This window comes from Halostella limicola, assembly GCF_003675875.1.
In the GTDB taxonomy this organism is placed as follows: Archaea; Halobacteriota; Halobacteria; order Halobacteriales; family Natronoarchaeaceae; genus Halostella; species Halostella limicola.
The window spans coordinates 1,141,663-1,159,979 of sequence record NZ_RCDI01000001.1 but is presented as its reverse complement, the minus strand read 5'-3'; the positions used below and the strand labels follow the sequence as shown (position 1 = coordinate 1,159,979).

Below are 18,317 nucleotides of genomic sequence, written 5' to 3'. Positions count from 1 at the left end.
AGTCGAAAACCGGACGTCAGCGGGGTCGCGAGCGGGCGGCTCCGACCTGTCGCCGTCCGGGGCTATCCGGGGGATGGGACGGCCTCGACGGCTGGGGTCGTTCCGGGACGCCGGGCTACCTGAGCGCGTCGAGCGCGGCGGCGCCGTGGGGGAGCGAGGTCAGCGGGTTCGACGGCTCGTCGTGCTCGTAAATGATCCACTCCGCGCCCACCTCGCGCGCCGCGTCGGCACAGGCCGCTGCGTCGAGGTCGCCCTCGCCGAGTTCGACCGGCCGGGCCGCGTCGGCGTCTACGTCCTTCAGGTGGACGAGCGGCACGTCGCCGAGACGCCGGAGCAGCGCGGCGGGGTCCTCGCCCGCGGCGAGCGCCCAGCCCGTGTCGAGTTCGACGGAGACGGTGTCGCCGACCGACTCGACCAGGAGTTCGAACCCGGTCGTCCCGCCGAGGTCGGTGAACTCGTGGTCGTGGTTGTGGTACGCGAGCCGGAAGCCCCGGTCCGCAACCGCGTCGCCGACGGCCGTGAGGCGGTCGGCCGCCGCCTCGACGGCGGCCCGCGACTCGAAGTTCGACTCGTCGAGGACGGGGACCACGACGGTGTCGCAGTCCGCGTCTTCGCAGGCGTCGAGGACGCGCCCGCGCCGGTCCTCCAGTTCCTCGATCCCGACGTGGGCCGCCGCCGCGTCGAGGCCGGTCTCGTCCAGCGCGTCGACCGCCGCGGCGTCGGGCGCGCCGGCGAACTCGACGCCGTCGAACGTCGTCTCCGCGACCCGGGAGAGCAGGTCGCTCGGCGTCTCGTCGACGTCCCGGAGCGTGTACAGCTGGATGGCCGTGTCCATGGGCGGAGCGTCGACTCCGACGCGCAAATAACCACGCGCCCGGATCGGGCGGGCCGACGCCGGACGGACGCGACGGGGCGGGTGGGCGCTTCGCCCGTCACTCTCGGGACGCCGCCGTGGCGAGGTCCGCCGCGAGCGCCGCCGCCTCGGCGGCGGTCTCGCCGAGGACGTAGGTGATCGGCTCGACGCCGAACGCGCCGCGGTGGTAGATCACCGGCGGCACCGCGCCGCGCTCGGCGAAGTGCTCGCGGAGACGTTCCCCGCGGTCCTCGTAGTCGGCGTCGAACTCGAGGGGCTCGATCCCGGCCTCGCGGGCGGCCGAGAGCAGGGCGTCCGAGGTGGCGAGGTTCAGCGCCCCGCCGACCGCGGGATCGACTGCTCGCGCGGCGAGGATCGCCTCGGCGACGTGCTGGGAAGCCCCGAACTCGGGGTTCGCGGGGACGTTGAGCCCGCCCCGCATGGCGTGGATCCGGCCGGGGACCGCCGCGACGTCCGTCTCGTCGACGGCGTCGGGCAGCGCGGTGCCGACGTTCGTCCCGACGTTCGGCACGTGTTCGACGACGGCCGGTTCGGCCTGCAGCGTGCGGGTCGCCTCCCGGACGGTCGAGAGCACCTCTCGTTCGGCGAGCACGGCCTCGTCCGGGCCGCGGACGCAGAGGTCACAGCCCAGGCCGCGCAGCGCCGGCATCGCCTCCTCGTGGGCCTCGCAGATGGGGCCGCGGTCCTCGAACTCCCGGACCAGCTCCAGCAGTTCGGCGAGCGCCTCGTACTGGTCCATCTCCCCCGTCGCGAGGCCGTCGGCGATCGCGGCCGTCGTCTCGCGCATCCGCGGGTGGTCGGCGAAGCGGTCGTTCACCGGCGCCTCGCCGCCGACGTACTTGCTAACGGCGGCCTGGGTCACGCCGAGGTAGTCCGCGATCTCCTGCTGGGTGAGGTCGTGGTCGTCGAGTTCGGCCGCGAGCATCGCCCGCGCGGTCGGCAGGAACTGCTCGACGACGATCTCGCTCGGTAGCCGCAGCGACATGGCCGGGCCTTCGGACGGGCGCGGGATAAACCCGCCTGCCGGCCGCGGAGCGGTGGAGGACCGAAACCGCGGGGACCGAATCGCGTCGGAGGCGACGGCTCTCAGTCGTCGTCAGCGCTCGGATAGTCCCGCGAGAGGTCGACGCCCTCGATCTCGTCCGGGACGCCCCCGGCGTCGTGGTGCCCGACCGGCGGGCGGTTCACCTCGGCGGCCGGTGATTCGGCCACGTCGGTGTCGTCCTCGATCGTCTCCATCTCCCCGTCGGCGTCGCGCGCGTCTTGGTCGATCCGCATCGAGCAGAACTCGACGCCGCACATCGAGCAGAAGCGGGCCTCCTTGTAGTTGTCGCCGGGGAGCGTCTGGTCGTGGTACTCGCGGGCGCGTTCGGGGTCCAGCGACAGCTCGAACTGCTCGGTCCAGTCGAACTCGTAGCGAGCCTCCGAGAGCGCGTCGTCCCAGTCGCGAGCGCCCTCGCGGCCGTTCGCCACGTCCGCGGCGTGGGCCGCGATGCGGTAGGCGGCGAGGCCGTCGCGCACGTCCTCTTCCTCGGGGAGACCGAGGTGCTCCTTGGGCGTGACGTAGCAGAGCATGGCCGCGCCGGCGCGGGCCGCCTCGGTCGCGCCGATGGCGCTGGTGATGTGGTCGTACCCCGGTGCGACGTCGGTGACGAGCGGTCCGAGGACGTAAAACGGCGCGCCGTCGCAGACGTCCTGCTGCCGCTCGACGTTGTCCGCGACCTCGTCGAGCGGGACGTGGCCCGGCCCCTCGACCATCACCTGCACGTCGTGGTCCCACGCGGTCCGGGTGAGTTCGCCCAGCGTGTCGAGTTCGGCGAACTGCGCCTCGTCGCTCGCGTCGGCGAGACAGCCCGGGCGGAGGCCGTCGCCGAGGCTGAACGTCACGTCGTGCTCGGCGAATATCTCGCAGATCGCCTCGAACTTCGCGTACAGCGGGTTCTGCATCCCGTTTTCCTCCATCCACTGCGCGAGGATCGACCCGCCCCGGGAGACGATGCCGGTCTTCCGGCCGTCGGTCAGCGGCAGGTGCTCCATCAGCACGCCCGCGTGGACCGTCATGTAGTCGACGCCCTGCTCCGCCTGCTTCTCGATGACGTCGAGCAGGAGTTCGTGCGTGATGTCCGCGATGTCGTCGACCCGCTTGACGGCCTCGTAGATCGGCACCGTGCCGACCGGCACCGGCGACGCGGTGACGTTCGTCTCCCGGATCCGGTCGAGGTCGCCCCCGGTCGAGAGGTCCATCACCGTGTCCGCGCCGTGGTGGACGGCGGTGTGCAGCTTCCGCAGTTCGCCCTCGATATCGCTCGTCGTCTCGCTGTTGCCGATGTTCGCGTTGACCTTCGTCGCGAACTCGCGGCCGATGACCATCGGGTCGAGGCTCTCGTGATTGCGGTTCGCGGGGATCACCGCCTGCCCCTCCGCGACCTGCTCGCGGACGAACTCGGGGTCGACTCGCTCTCGCTCGGCGACGCGCTCCATCGCCGGCGTCACGTCTCCGGCTCGCGCTCTGCTGATCTGCGTCATCGATAACTAGGTTATACTACTTGGTTATAAAACCCGGGGCGCCAACCCCGGACGAGTTGAAGACGATTGTTCTTCATAACCCAGGTCCGAACAGTAACGATTTTCCGTCGCGGGTTCCGAACGAACGATAACCATGGTATCGAGAACCGAGTCGATCGCCTGGGCAATCGCGTTCGCGCTCCTCGCGGTGCTCGCCGTCCCCTGGTTCCTCTGGCGGGACGCGACCGTCTGGGCCGGCCTGCCGGTGTGGGTGTGGTGGCACGTCGGGTGGCTGGCGCTGTCGGCCGTCGTCTTCGCCGCCTTCGCCGACCGCGCGTGGGGCGTCTGGGTGGGTGAGAGCGCGTGAGCGCCGCGACGCAGCTCGCGATCATCGGCGCGTACCTCCTGCTGGCGCTCGGAGTCGGGCTGGTCGCCTACCGGCTGACTGACCGCTCGGCCGAGGACTACTACCTCGCGAGCCGGACGCTCGGCACGGTCGTCCTGCTTTTCACGACGTTCGCCACCCTGCTGTCGGCGTTCACCTTCTTCGCCGGGCCGAACATCGCCTTCGCGAACGGCCCCGAGTGGATTCTGGTGATGGGGCTGATGGACGGCGTCCTGTTCGGGATCCTCTGGTACGTGCTCGGGTACAAGCAGTGGCTGATCGGCCGCGAACAGGGCTACGTGACGCTGGGCGAGATGCTCGGCGACCGGTTCGGATCGACGGCGCTGCGCGGCCTCGTCGCGGGCGTCAGCCTGTTCTGGCTGTTCCCGTACGTGATGCTCCAGCAGGTCGGCGCGGGCACCGCGCTGGAGGCGCTGACCGACGGGACGGTGTCGTACGCGATGGGCGCGGGCCTCATCACCGCCTTCATGATCGCCTACGTCGTCCTCGCGGGGATGCGCGGCATCGCCTGGACCGACACGCTCCAGGGCGCGTTCATGCTCGTCATGGTGTGGGCCGCGACCCTGTGGGTGCTGTCCTCGGTCGGCGGCCTCGGCGCGGCGACGGGGGCGCTCGCCGAGAACCGCCCCGAGTTCCTCGCGCTCGGCGGCGGGGTCTACTCGCCGCAGTGGATGCTCTCGCAGGCTATCGGCATCGCCTTCGGGGTGACCATGTTCCCGCAGGTGAACCAGCGCTTCTTCGTCGCGCGCTCCGAGACCGTCCTCAAGCGCTCGTTCGCGCTGTGGCCCGTGCTGGTGATCCTGCTTTTCGTCCCCGCGTTCATGCTCGGCGCGTGGGCGGCCGGCCTCGGCGTCGCGATGCCCGAGAGCGGCAACATCCTCCCCGCGCTGCTCAACGAGTACACCCCCGGCTGGTTCGCCGCGCTGGTGATCGCTGGCGCCATGGCCGCCATGATGAGCTCCTCGGACTCGATGCTGCTGTCCGGCTCCTCCTACTTCACCCGCGACATCTACCGGCCGTACGTCGAGCAGGACGCCAGCGAGCGCAAGGAGGACCTGGTCGCCCGGGTCGGCGTCGTCGCCTTCGCCGTCGCGACGTTCCTCGTCAGCCTCACCCGGCCGGCGACGCTGTTCCAGATCGGCGACGCCGCGTTCGGCGGGTTCGCCCAGCTCGCGCTCCCGGTCGCCGTCGCGCTGTACTGGCGCCGGACCACCCGGACGGGGATCACGGTCGGCATCGTCGCGAGCCAGCTGTTCTACGCGGCGCACGTGTTCGTCGGGGCGTTCCCCGCGGACTACGGGGGGTGGACCCCGAGCGTCGTCGGGATGCTGGTCGGCCTGGTGCTGACCGTCGCAGCCTCGGCGGCCACCTCCGCGGCGGCCGAGGAGGACGCGAGCGTCTACTTCGACGGCCTGCGCGCGGACTGACGCGTCGGGGGCAGCCGACTCGAGCCGTCAGGGGCCGAGGTAGCCCCACGCCCCCAGGCGGTCGCCGTCGCCGTCTATCCACCGCTCGCCGATGTCGTCGCGGTAGTAGCAGTTCGGCAGGAGCACGTCGTCGACCCGGTCGTACGCCTGCTCCCGCGCCGCCCGCATGGTCTCGCCCTTCCCGGTGACGACCAGCGGCATCCCGGACTCGCCCGCGGCGCGCCACTGCCCGTCGGGAACCGTCCCGTCCGCTGCCGCGGTCGCGCCGTCGACGGGCACCCGCTTCGCGTCCTCGATGTGGACGCCCTCGGGCGGGTCGCCCGCGTCGCCCGGTCCGTCCACCGCGTCGAAGACGATGGCGGCGTTGCGCGAACTCTCGTCGTAGGTCTCCTCGTCGTCGAAGGGAAACGGCGGGAGCACGACGCGGACGGCGATCTGGTAGCCGTTGTGAACCGCTAGCTCCGGGTCGTTCCCGTGCGCCAGGTCGTAGAAGAACTGTCCGGTGTCGGACTCGAACGACTCCTCCTGCAGCGTGATGGTGGGGTAGCCGAACCGGGGCGTGAACTCCAGCGGATACACCCCCGACTCGTCGACGATGCAGTTGACGTCGATGCTCCCGACGTACCCCTCCGCGGCGAGCCAGCTCTCTAACTGGCCGAGCGTCCGCGAGAACAGCTCGTTGCGGCCCGCCCAGAACATCGAGGTTCCCATCTCGCCGGTCGACGGTCCCACGTTACCCGGGAAGAGCTTCTTGTGTTCGAAGTTGAAGTTGATCGGCTCGACGAACTCGTCGCCGTCGAAGAAGCCGCAGACCGCGATCTCGACGCCCTCGACGCGTCGCTGTAGCTGGAACCCCTTCATCCGGTGGCCCCAGGCCTTCTCATAGGCCCGGAGGACCTCGACCACGTCGCTCCCGTCGTCCTCGCGTCCCACGTACAGCAGGCGCTTGACGTTCTGGACCTCGCCAAGCGGCTTCACGACGTACGGCGCGGGGTTCGCCTCGACGAACGCGACCGCCTCGTCGAAGTCGGTGAACTCCCGGTGCGGGATCGTGGGCACGCCGTTCTCCTCCAGCACCTCCATCGCGTAGCCGCGGTCCTCCTCCAGACGGTCGGTGTTCGGGGTGCCGCCGACGACCGCGTGGCCCTCCTCGCGGAGCTCCTCGGCGATCGCGCCGGACCCGACGCCGTCCCCGACCCAGATGTCGTCGAAGATGACGACGTCGGCCCAGTCGACCTCCGCGCGCCAGTCGTCGGTCTTCGGGACGAACCCGTCGGCGATGTCCTGGTCCGTCTCGGACTCGACGTAGTACTTCACGTCGTGTCCCTCCCGGTGCAGCTGCCACGCGAGGTCGCCGGCGAGGGCGGCGTCGAGCGAGCAGACGAGAAATCTCATAACTCCAGTACGTTCCGCGGCAGCCGTGATAAGGATGCACCCCGCGAACCCCTGCGACCACCTTTACGTGCTCCCTCCACAAAGCGATCTCACAGCCGGAACGGGGGTGAGACAGGCATGACAGAGTACACCGTCGAGGTTCCCGACGGCCGGGAGCGGGGGATCCGCGTCGAGTGCGACGAGCACGGCGAATGGGAGGAGTTCCAGCCGGGGTACCGCACGGTCCCGTTCTACTGCGAGGGCTGCGGGATCGAGATCGAGGTCGACGTCTCGAACGCCGACGACTGGAAGGACAGATCGCGTATAAGTTGCTTCGGAACAGTCCCTCCATTCTCTCGGTTTTCCCGTATCCAAGACCCGTCAATTCCGGCGTCTCAAGCAAGGGGTGAACTCCGTTTGATCTGCACACCACTGATAGGCCAGTAGCTTCCGTCTCCTCGATGAAGCGAAACTCAGGATAGATAAGGATGAAAGACTGACACTCAGTATAGAACTATACCGTTTTAGCTAACGTCGATTGAATTTGATCGACGGGCGTGTCACAGGTCAAGCAAGTGTTTTTGTCTGTATCGATATAGACCGTTGTGCAATCCGGACAGTAGAACAACGATGATCGTGACTCATCTCGCGGTGGCGTCTCTGTGTCATTTCCCGTGTCCTCTTGGTCAGTAGTACTCCGGAACCTCCTCTCAACCGAGCCTATCCACTTGGCAATGAAGTTCATAGTCGCTATCAGTGGTTAGTCGCTTGCCATCGTCTGGAGGTGCGCTTTGACCTCATCAGTCCGGTCAGCAAGCATCACTGTCTGTTCAGTCTCGTCGTATCTAATGAGTCCCGCCTGGGCCATCTTTGGGAGATGGTTGTGTACCAGAGAAACCTCAATCGCAGTCCTGTCATCGCCGGAGCGGTTGGGAACAGGTTGTTGGGTCTCCCACACCACGAGTTCCGTCGTTAACTCCTCGATCTGAACCGGTGTTTCAGCGGTCTGCAAAGCGTGAAGTAGGAATCGCCGGCGTTGATGAGACAGCACGTCAAAGAGTTCGTCTTGTCGGTTGCCGCCCGTGTCAAACTCCGTCGGTTCCATTTCTGAGGGCTTGGTCATACCTATATGGAAGGCCGTGAGCGGGATAAGCATTGTTTTGCTAATATATTATACTTTATGTATTCCGCAGTCTCAGTCGCTCTACTTCAGGTTCCCACACAGGGCAGTGTTGATTATCTCAAAATACATCCGTGAAATTGTGTTTTCCACAATCGTCGAGCGGTCAAACGGTGTGCGTTCACTCGTTGTCGTCAGTATCGTCCTGGTTGTCGTACGGATCAGTAAAGAAGAAATGATTGAATGGTTGCACCCGGCGCTGGCGAAGGATTTCAGAACTCTCGATCAAGAGGCCAGAGTCGTGTAGAGCGTCGGTAATGCGGGAAGTATCGCCTGTGTCGGTCCCGACTGCCTCGACGTAGAGGTTCCGATTGCCAGTTAATGTTTCCCGAACGTCCACCACACCACGAATGTCAAGTATCTGTTCGACCATCTCTGACCGTTCCGACGGCGGTGCTGAGCAGACGAACAGGATCTGAAGCGGGAGGTGCGCCTTCTCATAGTCGATTTTCGGGTGATAGCCTTCGATAATCCCATTGGCTTCGAGTTCTTCAATTCGATTCCGAACAGTGCTGGCAGACGTATCAACCTTGTCAGCGATCTCTTTGGCGGTCCGATTCCGCGCATCGAGCTGGAGTTCGTGCAGGATACCCCGGTCCACGTTGTCCAGTTCAACCATATAAGTTCGACGGGAGCCAGACTAATAGATTCCAGTGTGAACCTGATTCTTCAGTAGCACCTTCCAGATGACGAACTTTTTGGGGTCTCCCTGCCCTCGATGAACTGGATTGTTCGAGGTTATCGCTTGTTTCTGAGAGCTTCCATCTACCCAGCACTCTGAGATTGTAGTACCCCGCGTGATGCGCTGAAAATGCTCTCGAAAATAGGGAATTTCGGAGAGCGGGTGACTAAATGTGCGCTCGCGGACGCTGTCGAGTGTTCCAACTACCAGTCCTCCGAACTGGATCAATTCATCGAGGCGGCAAACTAACCCGTTCCTTTGTCTTTGCGCCTCCTCGATGTGTTGTTCCGCTTCTTTCAGAAGACTGACTATCGTACCCATTAGAGAGGATTCCGAAACTCGGACTCACTTCGTATAGGAGAATTTCTCTTAATTCCTTCGTCATTTCCCGCAATCCTGAGGGGAACCACTAAGGCCCCTTCGGGCATCGATTCTTACGAAGCCCTATACGTAGCGGAGGGAGCACATTGGCGATGTGCAATTGAGTGGTCGGGATTGGCGATGTGCAATTGAGTGGTCGGGATTGGCGATGTGCAATTGAGTGGTCGGGATTGGCGATGTGCAATTGAGTGGTCGGGATGCTGGTGCTTTATATAAGCGCCAACCCCACGTCCCACGTATGCAGACGCACATCGTCCCGGTCGGGTTCGACTACGACCGGCTGATCGCGCCGCTCGTGCGCGACCAGTTGGACGTCGACCGCGTCATCCTGCTGGAGGGGGCCATCGGGAGCCAGGCGAACGTGGAGTACTCCCAGAACCTCTCGGAGAAGCTGGAGAAGGACTTCCGGAACCTGCTGGGCGCGAGCACGGAGCGCGTCGTCGTCGCGGACGTGTACGACTACGACAGCGCGTTCAAGCAGGCGTACGACCTGATCAACGCGGAGCTCGACGGCGGCAACGAGGTGTGGGTCAACATCAGCGCGATGCCCCGCACGGTGAGCTTCGCGTTCGCGACGGCCGCCCACTCGATCATGGTCGAGCGCGAGGGCGACCGCGACCAGATCCACACCTACTACACGGCGCCGGAGAAGTACCTGGAGACCGAACTCGCCGAGGAGCTCCGGGCGCAGATGGACCTGCTCGAGGACCTCCGCGAGGACGGGGTGGACGACGAGCGCGTGGACGACCGCCTCGACAGCGCCCGCGACCTGCTCGCGGAGTTCGACGAGCGCGGGACGACCATCGGTGCGAAGGAGATCGGGGGCGACCACATCGTCGAGCTCCCCGTTGCCTCGTTCTCGAACGTCAAGCCGTTCGAGGAGCTCATCCTCTACAAGCTCGGCGAGCGCGGCGAGTTCGAGTCCGTCTCGGAGCTGGCGGAGTCGCTGGCCGCGGAGCTCAACGAGGAGTACACCGACAGCTTCCGGTCGAAGGTCATCTACAACGTCGACCGGCTGGGGCCGGGCGGAAAGGGGTACATCGAGCAGGAGTCCCACGGGAAGTCCTACCGGACGCGGCTCTCGCGCATCGGCGAGCTGTGGGTGCGGGCGCACTCCGACGAGTCCGACGACCCGCAGTGACCGGACCGCCCGCGCCGGGGTCGAGCGAACCCGTCAGGCGAGGCGTTCGCTGACCCGCTCGCGGAGGACGAACAGGCACGGCAGTACGGTGACGCAGGCGACGAAGGCGTAGACGATGGAGATCCCCGTCACGGTGCCGAAGCGCCGGAGCGGCGGCGCGAGCGCGAGCGTCAGCACGCCGAACCCGGCGGCGGTCGTGGCCGCGCTCCCGAGCAGCGCGCCTCCCGTCCCCGTCGTCGCGGCCGTCAGCGCCGTCCGGAGGTCGTCCGACCGCTCTCGCTCGTCGACGAACCGCTCGCCGAGGTGGATGCTGTAGTCGACCCCGAGCCCGATGGCGAGGCTGGTGATGACGGCCGTCTCGCTGTTGAACGGGATCCCGACGACGGACATCGTCCCGAGGAGCCACGCGAGCGCGACCACGACCGGCGCGAGGGTGACGACCCCCAGTTCGGGAGCGCCGTGTCGCCGGGCATACAGGGCCGTCAGGAGGACCCCGATGACGACGAGCGTCACCGCGAACGCCTGCACGAGCGTCTCGAGGAGCGCGTCCTGCAGGACGGCGGTGATCACCGGCCCGCCGGTCGCCACGGCAGTCACCGGCGCGTCGGCCTCGACCCGGTCGGCCACCGCGCGCACGTCCCCGGCGACGGTCTGGGCCGAGGCGTCGGCGCGCACGCCGACCGTGAGCCGCGCCGAGGCGTACTCCCCGTCGCCGGTGCGAGCGAGGACCGCGGCAGCGCGGTCGGGCGCGGCGTCGTACGTCAGGTCGTAGACGGCGGCGACGTCCTCGTCGGGTAGCCCGTCGCCGTCCGCGTCCCGGGCGTCGACGGCGGCCGCGACCGTCTCGTTCTCCGCCGCCACCTCGCGGACGAGCGTGTGCGGCCCGTCGATCGCGGCGGTCCCGTCGCCCCGGACGACGACGGTCCCGCCGCGGTCGGGGTCCCGCGTCGCCGCGTCGAGCGCCCGGAGCGTCGCCGGGTCGGTCACGTTCCCCCTGAGCAGCACCTGCGCCTCCCCGTTCCCGCCGCGCTGGCGGAAGTTGTCGCCGAGGAACGCGGCGTTCTCCCGGACCGCGAAGTCGCCCGCCGCCAGCGGGCCGGGCAGGGACTTGGCCCAGTCGGGGGCGTCCTCCGGCAGGAAGTCCGCGCGGTTGAACTCCGTTTCGATGCCGGTCGCGCCGTAGGCCCCGGCGGACGCCAGCAGGAGGGCAACGACGACGACCGCGACCGGCGCCCGGTCGTCGCGAAGCGTCGCGTTCACCGAGTCGTTCGCGCGCATCGATCGCTGCAGGCGCAGGCTCTCCAGCAGCGACTCCCGGGAGAGGACGTTCCCGTCGCGGACGACCACCTGCGCCACGACGGCGTCGTCGGCGGGGTAGTCCCGCTCGATCTCGTCGAGCGCCGCCTGCTCCGCGGATTCGGTCTCGAACTGGCCGATGCCGCCGTCTTCCGACTCGCCCACGACCGCGCCGGCCGCGACCGCGCAGGTGAGCACGAGGACGGCGACGGCGACGAGGCGGTACCGGGCCGCGAGAAACCGCGCGTAGCGGTCCGCGAGTCCGTCCGGCACGCTCATCGCACCTCGCGGCGAGCGCCGGTGCATCTGCGGCCGTTCGCTGCCGTCGCCGAAGCGAGCGGCGATCCCGCAGCGGTGGGGGAGGCCCGAGTCGTCATGGTGGGGTGGTGCGGACCCGGGATTGATATAGGTTCGCCGGTAATGGAGTATCGTATAATCGAATCCCGATTATGAACACGGACACCGACCGGGAGCGCGGGCTGCTGACCGAGGCGGACCGCGAGTTCCTGCTGGGCGAAGTCGAGATGGAACACGAACAGTCGAAGCGAAACGCCGCGGCCCGGATCCGGCGCCGGATCGAGAACGGGATCCTTGATTTCGACCTGCTGGTCCACTACCTCGACGGACGGGACCGGCGGCAGGTGTTCGACGCCGTCGCGGAGGACGAGGCGTTCCTCGACGGTCTCGCCGCGATGGTGTCGTTCGCCTACATCGGCCTGAAAGAGCAGGGCGTCGACTTCGAGCGCGTCCTCGAACCCGCGGTTCGGGGGGCCGAGACGGCATACGCGGTCGAGCAGCTCTCGTCGAACGTCGAGGTCGACGTGACCTTCGAGGTCGAGACCGACGTGAACTCGTCGTTGTCCGGGATCGAGGAGCGCATCGCTGACGGGACGCCCGTCAGCCCGGGGGAGCTGTTCTCGCTCGTCATGGAGCGCGAGACGGACCTCGTCGATCGCGACAGGATCACGCTCCGGGTCGACGGCGGACCCGCGACGGAGAACGAACACGTCGACCGCCTCGCCGACTACCTCGACGCCGCGGTCCGGTACCCGAACGACTCGCTCGCCGTGCTTCACTGGGACGGCGAGTGACCGGCGCGGGCGCGTAGCCTTAACTCGCCTCGCGTGGAACCGGGTCGCATGGACACGCAACGGGTAGTGAGCGTCATCGCGGCCGGGGTGGTAGCGACCGGCGTCATCTCGGGGACGCTGATCATGCTGGAGGTCCAGATGCGCTACGCGATGCACCTCTTCGACGCCGTCGCGCGCTTCGTCGGCCTCCCCGGCCAGCGGTTCCTCGGGTTCGTCATCTACTCGTTCGCCGGCGTGGTCGTGTGGCCCCTCGCCTTCCTCGCGCTCCGGCCGTACCTGCCGCGCGGCCCGGACCCGGCCGCGCAGGGGGCCGTGTTCGCCACCGCGCTGTGGGTGGTGTTCGTGATCACCGGCAGCGGCGGCCTCGACGGGCCGATCCTCGTCGTGTATCTCGTCTTCACGCTGCTCGCCCACTGGGCGTACGGGTTCACGCTGGGGGCGGTCTACGGCTACCTCACGGGGGAGACGCCGACCGCGCGGGGCGAACCCGCGGCGTGGTAGCGGCCTGAGTCCGCGGGGCGGCCGCCGCTCCCGACTGAACCGTCCGACGCCGCGAGATGATCCGCCAGCCGACGGGTGCCCCGCCCGTATTTCCGGATGCGCGTGGATGGGACGGACGTCATTTGGGGGTGGTAGTCAATGGGCCGCATACCGGGGATCGTCCTGCTGGGGGGAGCACTGCTCGCGCTCGCAACCGTCGCGCTGTGGCGCGGCCGTCCGAAGCGACCGCGACGCGACGGCGGGTACGTCACCGGCCTCGACGTCGGGACGGAGAAACCGGCCAACTTCGTCGTCCGGTGGCTGACGACGGTCGACCACCGCGACATCGGCGTGCTCTACCTCCTGCTCGGCACCGTCGCCGCGCTGTGGGGCGGCGTCGACGGGATGATGATCCGGACGGAGCTGCTGACGCCGACGACGACCGTCTGGGACGTCGAGACGTACAACGCGCTGTTCACGACCCACGGCCTGACGATGCTGCTCTTCTTCGTCACCCCGGTCTTCACCGGGATCGCGAACTACTTCCTCCCGATCCTCATCGGGGCCGACGACATGGCGTTCCCCCGGATCAACGCCATCGCGTTCTGGCTGCTGCCCCCGTCGCTCGCGCTCGTCCGCGGCGGCCTCATCACGGAGGTGCTGGGGAAGGGCCTGGAGTTCGTCGGCGTCTCCGTCCCCATACTGCTGGACATGCGCCCGGTCGAGATGGGGTGGACGATGTACACGCCCATGACCGCGGAGATGGCGAACCCCCAGATCGACGTGACCCTGCTCGGCCTCCACCTCTCCGGCATCGCGACGACCATCGCGGCGATCAACGTCATCGTCACGGTGTTTTGCGAGCGCGACGAGGACGTCGGCTGGGCGAACCTCGACATCTTCTCGTGGGGGATGCTCACCACGAGCGCGATCGTCCTGTTCGCCTTCCCGGTGCTCGGGAGTGCGCTCGTCATGCTGCTGCTCGACCGCAACTTCGGGACGTCCTTCTTCGCGGTCGAGGGCGGCGGGCCGGAGCTGTGGCAGCACCTGTTCTGGTTCTTCGGCCACCCCGAGGTGTACATCCTCGTCCTGCCGGCGTTCAGCCTCATCAGCTACGTGCTGCCGAAGCTGGTGGGGCGGCACCTGTTCGGCTTCCGCTTCGTCGTCTACTCGACGCTGGCCATCGGCGTGCTGTCGTTCGGCGTCTGGGCCCACCACATGTTCGTGCTGGGGATGCACCCCCAGCTGCGCGCCGCGTTCATGGTCACGTCGCTCTCCATCGCCGTGCCCAGCGCCGTGAAGACGTTCAACTGGATCGCCACGATGTGGTACGGGCGGCTCCGCCTCTCCGCGCCGTTCCTGTTCTGCGCGGCGGGGGTGGGCATCTTCGCCATCGGCGGCGTCACCGGCGTCTTCACCGCCGTGATACCGTACGACATGCGCGTGCACGACACGCTGTACGTGGTCGGTCACTTCCACCTCATCATCATGGCGATCATCCCGTTCTCGATGTTCGCGGCGAGTTACTTCTGGTTCCCCCTGCTGACGGGCCGGCTGTACGACCGCCGCCTCGCGAGGGCCCAGGCGCTCACCATGATCCCCGGCGTCCTCCTCACGTTCCTGCCGATGCTGGTGATGGGCAACGACGGCATGCCGCGGCGCTACGCGGAGTACCCCGAGATCTACCACCCACACCAGATCGTCGCCTCGATAGGGGCCCTGCTCATCGGCGTCAGCGTCGTCCTCTGGCTGATCAACATGATACAGTCGTACCGGATCGGCATCCCGGTCCGCGACGCCGACGTGTGGGACCTAAAGGAGACGAACCAGTTCTCCCGCGAGTGGCGGTGGTTCGAGCGACGACTGGCGAAACAGGGCGGAGCGGCGGTCGGCGAGGCGCCGGAACCGGAGGCGGAAACGCGGCAGGCGGAAGCGATGGTCGAGGACTGGGACGAGGACGACGAGAGCGACCAGTCGGGGGGTGACGCGAGCGACGCTGGTGACGACCACGCGGACGACGATCACGACGCGGGCGACGACCACGCGGACGACCCCGCCAACCGCGGCGGGGCCGACGAAGGGCAGGGCGAGTGACTTTGCGGCCGGCCGACGGTCGAGGTTCTGACGGTGGGCCGACGGCGGACCGCCGCCCGCCGGTCCGCCCGCGTCGACAGGACAAAAAGGTTAAATCCGAACGAGGGGATTCATACGATAATGCGCCGGAGGAACCCGGACGGGCGGCCCGAGCGCGCCGTCGCCGTACCGGTACGTGTAGGGGCCCCCTAGCCCCACCATCTCCCATTCTCGTCCGGTCGCAACGGCCCCGAACCAACCAGACAATAGAACGTCGCAAACTGATAACATGAGCGCAGAAACGGAACAACGAGACGACGGCCCCGACGGCGAGTACGACGCCGAGACGGTCGAGGAAAAGTGGCAGCAGCACTGGGTGGAGAACAAGACGTACGCGTACGAAGGCGACCCCGGTGTTGACCCGAACACGGTGTACAGCATCGACACGCCCCCGCCGACCGTCTCCGGGAGCCTCCACATGGGCCACATGTACGCCCACACGCTGCAGGACTTCGCCGCCCGCTTCCACCGGATGGCCGACGAGGAGGTGCTGTTCCCGTTCGGCTACGACGACAACGGCATCGCGTCCGAGCGCCTCACCGAGCAGGAACTCGGTATCCGCCACCAGGACTTCTCCCGGCGGGAGTTCCAGGAGAAGTGCCGCGAGGTCTGTCGCGAGTACGAGGCCGAGTTCACGGAAAAGATGCAGGGGCTGGGGATGTCGATCGACTGGGACCGGACCTACAAGACCATCAGTCCCGAGGTCCAGCGGATCTCCCAGCTTTCGTTCCTCGATCTGTACGAGCAGGGCCGCGAGTACCGCAAGAAGGCGCCCGCGATCTGGTGTCCCGAGTGCGAGACGGCAATCTCGCAGGTCGAACAGGAGGACGCCGAGCGCCACACCCACTTCAACGACGTGCGGTTCGACCTGACTGAACCGACAGAGAGCGGTCGGGACTCCTTCGTCATCGGCACCACGCGTCCCGAACTGCTCCCGGCCTGCGTCGCCGTCTTCGTCCACCCCGAGGACGACGAGAACGAGGAGCTGATCGGGAAGGAGGCCGAGGTGCCGCTGTTCGGCCACACCGTCCCGATCATCGAGGACGACCGCGTCGACCTGGAGACGGGGACCGGCGTCGTCATGTGCTGTACCTTCGGCGACCAGAACGACATCGAGTGGTACCAGGCCCACGACCTGCCGCTGCGGGTCGCCATCGACGAGTCCGCGACGATGACCGACCTCGCCGGCGACTACGAGGGCATGAGCACGAAGGAGGCCCGCGAGGCCATCGCCGAGGACTTGGACGAGGCGGGCCACCTCGTCGACCGCGAGGAACACACCCACGCCGTCCAGGTCCACGAGCGCTGCGAGACCGACGTTGAGTTCCGCGTCTCCGAGCAGTGGTACATCGAGGTGCTCGACCACAAAGAGGAGTACCTCGAAGCCGGGCAGCAGATGGACTGGTTCCCCGAGAAGATGTTCACGCGGTACGAACACTGGATCGAGGGGCTGGAGTGGGACTGGCTCATCTCCCGCCAACGCGACTCCGGCATCCCGTTCCCGGTGTGGTACTGCGCGGACTGCGGTCAGGAGGTCATGGCCGACCGGGAGGACCTCCCGGTCGACCCGCTCGCCGACGACCCGCCGGCCGACGCCTGCCCCGAGTGCGGGCACGACGAGTTCGAACCGGAGGACGACGTCCTCGACACGTGGGCGACCTCGTCGCTGACGCCGCTCATCAACGCCGGCTGGGAGCCCGAGAACCTCGGCGACGGCGAACTCGCCGAGGGCGATCTCGACAACCCCGAACTCTACCCGTTCGACCTGCGCCCGCAGGGCCACGACATCATCAGCTTCTGGCTGTTCCACACCGTCGTCAAGTGCTACGAGCACACCGGCGAGGTACCGTTCGACGGCGTCCTCATCAACGGCCACGTGCTCGACGAGAACCGCGAGAAGATGTCCTCCTCGAAGGGCAACGTCGTCGACCCTGACGACGTCGTCGGCGAGTACCCCGTCGACGCCATCCGCTACTGGGCCGCCTCGTCGGCTGTCGGCGACGACTTCCCGTACCTGGAGAAGGACATCGTCGCCGGCGAGAAGCTGCTTCGCAAGCTCTGGAACGCCTCGAAGCTCGTCGACCAGCTGACGCCCGCCGAGGTCGAGGAGCCGGACGAACTCGACCCGATCGACGAGTGGCTGCTGGCCGAACTCGACGCCGTCGTCGCGGAGACGACCGAGCAGTTCCGCGAGCACGAGTACGCCAAGGCCCGGGACAACCTCCGGACGTTCTTCTGGAACACGTTCTGCGACGACTACCTGGAGATCGCGAAGAACCGCGACACCGACTCGACGGCGTTCGCGCTGCGGACGGCCCACCGGACGTTCTGCAAGCTGTTCGCGCCGCTTCTGCCCCACGTCACCGAGGAGCTGTGGCGGTCGATGCACGGCGACGACAGCGTCCACACGACTGACTGGCCCGAGCCGCGCGGCTACGAGGCCGACCTCGCGGCCGGCGAGACGGCGATGGAGGTCGTTTCGGCGCTCCGCAAGTACAAGACCGAGCACCAGCTCGCGCTCAACGCCGAACTCGACGCGGTCGAGGTGTACGGCGACGTCGCCGGCATGGCCGACGCCATCGCCGAGGTGATGCACGTCGACGCGCTGGAGGCGTACGACGAGGACCCCGAGACCACCACCGAGATCACGAGCGTCGACCTCGACTACTCGACGGTCGGCCCGCAGTACGGCGAGAAGGTCGGCGACATCGACGCCGCCATCGAGAGCGGCGACTTCGAGATCGAGGGCGGCACCCTGCACGTCGCGGGCGAGGAACTCGGCGAGGACCTGTTCGAGGTCGAACGCGAGCGCACCTACTCCGGCGAGGGCGAGATGATCGAGACGGAGTCGGCGATCGTCGTCGTACGGAACTAGTCGGCTCACCGGGCGTTCCCGGTGTGTCTGCGGTTCAGCAGTGACGTACTGTCGGCGGTGCCGACGCACTCAGTGAACTATCGGCGTGAACTCGATGGCGTCGGCCGTCAGATCGACGCGGAGTCCCCGGTTGTCGTCCGTCTCCCCGCCCCACTCGAACGACGCCTCGGTGCCCTCGGTCTCGACGAGTATCTCGTACGCCGTCCCGTCGTTCAGAACGTCCGCGTACGCCCGGTAGTCGCCGTCCTCGCCGTCCGGTTCGAGCGTCGCGCGGTCCTCGAACGCGAGGGCGTCGGTCCCGACGTCCCGAGCCGAGACGGAGAACGTCGTCCGCTCGGGTGTCTCGTTGGTCACCGTGATATCGTCGATACTCCGATCAGGTGTCGTCGTCCCGTCGTCCGCCGCCGTTCCGAGGCAACCGGGTGGGACGAGCGCCGCGGCGACGGAAGCGAGCGCCTCGCGTCGGTTCATC

At 67.4% G+C, this 18,317-nt stretch carries 15 protein-coding genes and 1 pseudogene; 8 read left to right on the top strand and 8 right to left on the bottom strand.

Annotation, left to right across the window (positions count from 1 at the left end; genetic code table 11):
• Positions 1-115: 115 nt before the first annotated feature.
• From D8670_RS06855 to thiC, 3 genes are all read right to left on the bottom strand, one after another.
• A complete protein-coding gene (locus D8670_RS06855; RefSeq protein WP_121817318.1) occupies positions 116-835 on the bottom strand; it encodes a sugar phosphate isomerase/epimerase family protein in 720 nt (239 codons plus the stop codon).
• Between the two features lie 97 nt (positions 836-932).
• On the bottom strand, positions 933-1,859 hold the full coding sequence (locus D8670_RS06850) for a thiamine-phosphate synthase family protein (RefSeq protein ID WP_121817317.1): 927 nt from the start codon (positions 1,857-1,859) through the stop codon (positions 933-935).
• A 101-nt stretch (positions 1,860-1,960) separates the two neighbouring features.
• Complete coding sequence (gene thiC / locus D8670_RS06845) at positions 1,961-3,400, bottom strand: phosphomethylpyrimidine synthase ThiC (protein ID WP_121817316.1); 1,440 nt, start codon at positions 3,398-3,400, stop codon at positions 1,961-1,963.
• Positions 3,401-3,533: 133 nt separating this feature from the next.
• Between thiC and D8670_RS06840 the strand changes: the two genes are divergently transcribed.
• A complete protein-coding gene (locus D8670_RS06840) occupies positions 3,534-3,746 on the top strand; it encodes a DUF3311 domain-containing protein (RefSeq protein ID WP_121817315.1) in 213 nt (70 codons plus the stop codon).
• The gene (locus D8670_RS06835) at positions 3,743-5,212 is read left to right on the top strand and encodes a sodium:solute symporter family protein (RefSeq protein WP_121817314.1); all 1,470 of its coding nucleotides are present in this window, start codon (positions 3,743-3,745) and stop codon (positions 5,210-5,212) included. The genes D8670_RS06840 and D8670_RS06835 overlap by 4 nt, the downstream gene beginning before the upstream one ends.
• Positions 5,213-5,239: 27 nt before the next feature.
• On the opposite strand, the gene D8670_RS06830 is transcribed toward D8670_RS06835, so the two are convergent.
• Entirely contained in the window at positions 5,240-6,607 is a 1,368-nt protein-coding gene (locus D8670_RS06830) for a phosphoribosylamine--glycine ligase (RefSeq protein ID WP_121817313.1), read from the bottom strand.
• A gap of 117 nt (positions 6,608-6,724) precedes the next feature.
• Between D8670_RS06830 and D8670_RS06825 the strand changes: the two genes are divergently transcribed.
• Positions 6,725-7,033 (top strand): hypothetical protein, encoded by a 309-nt coding sequence (locus D8670_RS06825; RefSeq protein WP_121817312.1) that lies wholly within the window; start codon positions 6,725-6,727, stop codon positions 7,031-7,033.
• Positions 7,034-7,346: 313 nt separating this feature from the next.
• Here D8670_RS06825 and D8670_RS06820 read toward each other — a convergent pair whose 3' ends face one another.
• Together D8670_RS06820 and D8670_RS06815 are read right to left on the bottom strand one after the other, a co-directional pair.
• The gene (locus tag D8670_RS06820) at positions 7,347-7,709 is read right to left on the bottom strand and encodes a DUF7344 domain-containing protein (protein WP_162994216.1); all 363 of its coding nucleotides are present in this window, start codon (positions 7,707-7,709) and stop codon (positions 7,347-7,349) included.
• Between the two features lie 178 nt (positions 7,710-7,887).
• Complete coding sequence (locus D8670_RS06815) at positions 7,888-8,385, bottom strand: Lrp/AsnC family transcriptional regulator (RefSeq protein ID WP_121817310.1); 498 nt, start codon at positions 8,383-8,385, stop codon at positions 7,888-7,890.
• 682 nt (positions 8,386-9,067) lie between these two features.
• Between D8670_RS06815 and D8670_RS06810 the strand changes: the two genes are divergently transcribed.
• Positions 9,068-9,970 carry an HFX_2341 family transcriptional regulator gene (locus tag D8670_RS06810; RefSeq protein WP_121817309.1) on the top strand — a complete coding sequence of 301 codons (903 nt, stop codon included), beginning with the start codon at positions 9,068-9,070 and terminating at the stop codon, positions 9,968-9,970.
• A gap of 33 nt (positions 9,971-10,003) precedes the next feature.
• Here the strand turns inward: D8670_RS06810 and D8670_RS06805 are convergent.
• Positions 10,004-11,206, bottom strand: a pseudogene (locus D8670_RS06805) (MMPL family transporter); the annotation flags it as partial.
• A gap of 509 nt (positions 11,207-11,715) precedes the next feature.
• On the opposite strand from D8670_RS06805, the gene D8670_RS06800 reads away from it, so the two are divergent.
• The 4 genes from D8670_RS06800 to D8670_RS06785 all read left to right on the top strand — a co-directional run bounded on the left by D8670_RS06800 (position 11,716) and on the right by D8670_RS06785 (position 17,845).
• On the top strand, positions 11,716-12,357 hold the full coding sequence (locus D8670_RS06800) for a DUF8102 family protein (RefSeq protein WP_121817307.1): 642 nt from the start codon (positions 11,716-11,718) through the stop codon (positions 12,355-12,357).
• Between the two features lie 48 nt (positions 12,358-12,405).
• Positions 12,406-12,858, top strand: coding sequence for a DUF6789 family protein (locus D8670_RS06795; protein ID WP_121817306.1), 453 nt, complete (start codon positions 12,406-12,408; stop codon positions 12,856-12,858).
• A 138-nt stretch (positions 12,859-12,996) separates the two neighbouring features.
• The gene (locus tag D8670_RS06790) at positions 12,997-14,931 is read left to right on the top strand and encodes a cytochrome c oxidase subunit I (protein ID WP_121817305.1); all 1,935 of its coding nucleotides are present in this window, start codon (positions 12,997-12,999) and stop codon (positions 14,929-14,931) included.
• Positions 14,932-15,199: 268 nt separating this feature from the next.
• Complete coding sequence (locus D8670_RS06785) at positions 15,200-17,845, top strand: valine--tRNA ligase (protein ID WP_121817304.1); 2,646 nt, start codon at positions 15,200-15,202, stop codon at positions 17,843-17,845.
• Between the two features lie 69 nt (positions 17,846-17,914).
• On the opposite strand, the gene D8670_RS06780 is transcribed toward D8670_RS06785, so the two are convergent.
• Positions 17,915-18,316, bottom strand: coding sequence for a hypothetical protein (locus D8670_RS06780; RefSeq protein WP_121817303.1), 402 nt, complete (start codon positions 18,314-18,316; stop codon positions 17,915-17,917).
• Position 18,317: the final 1 nt, after the last annotated feature.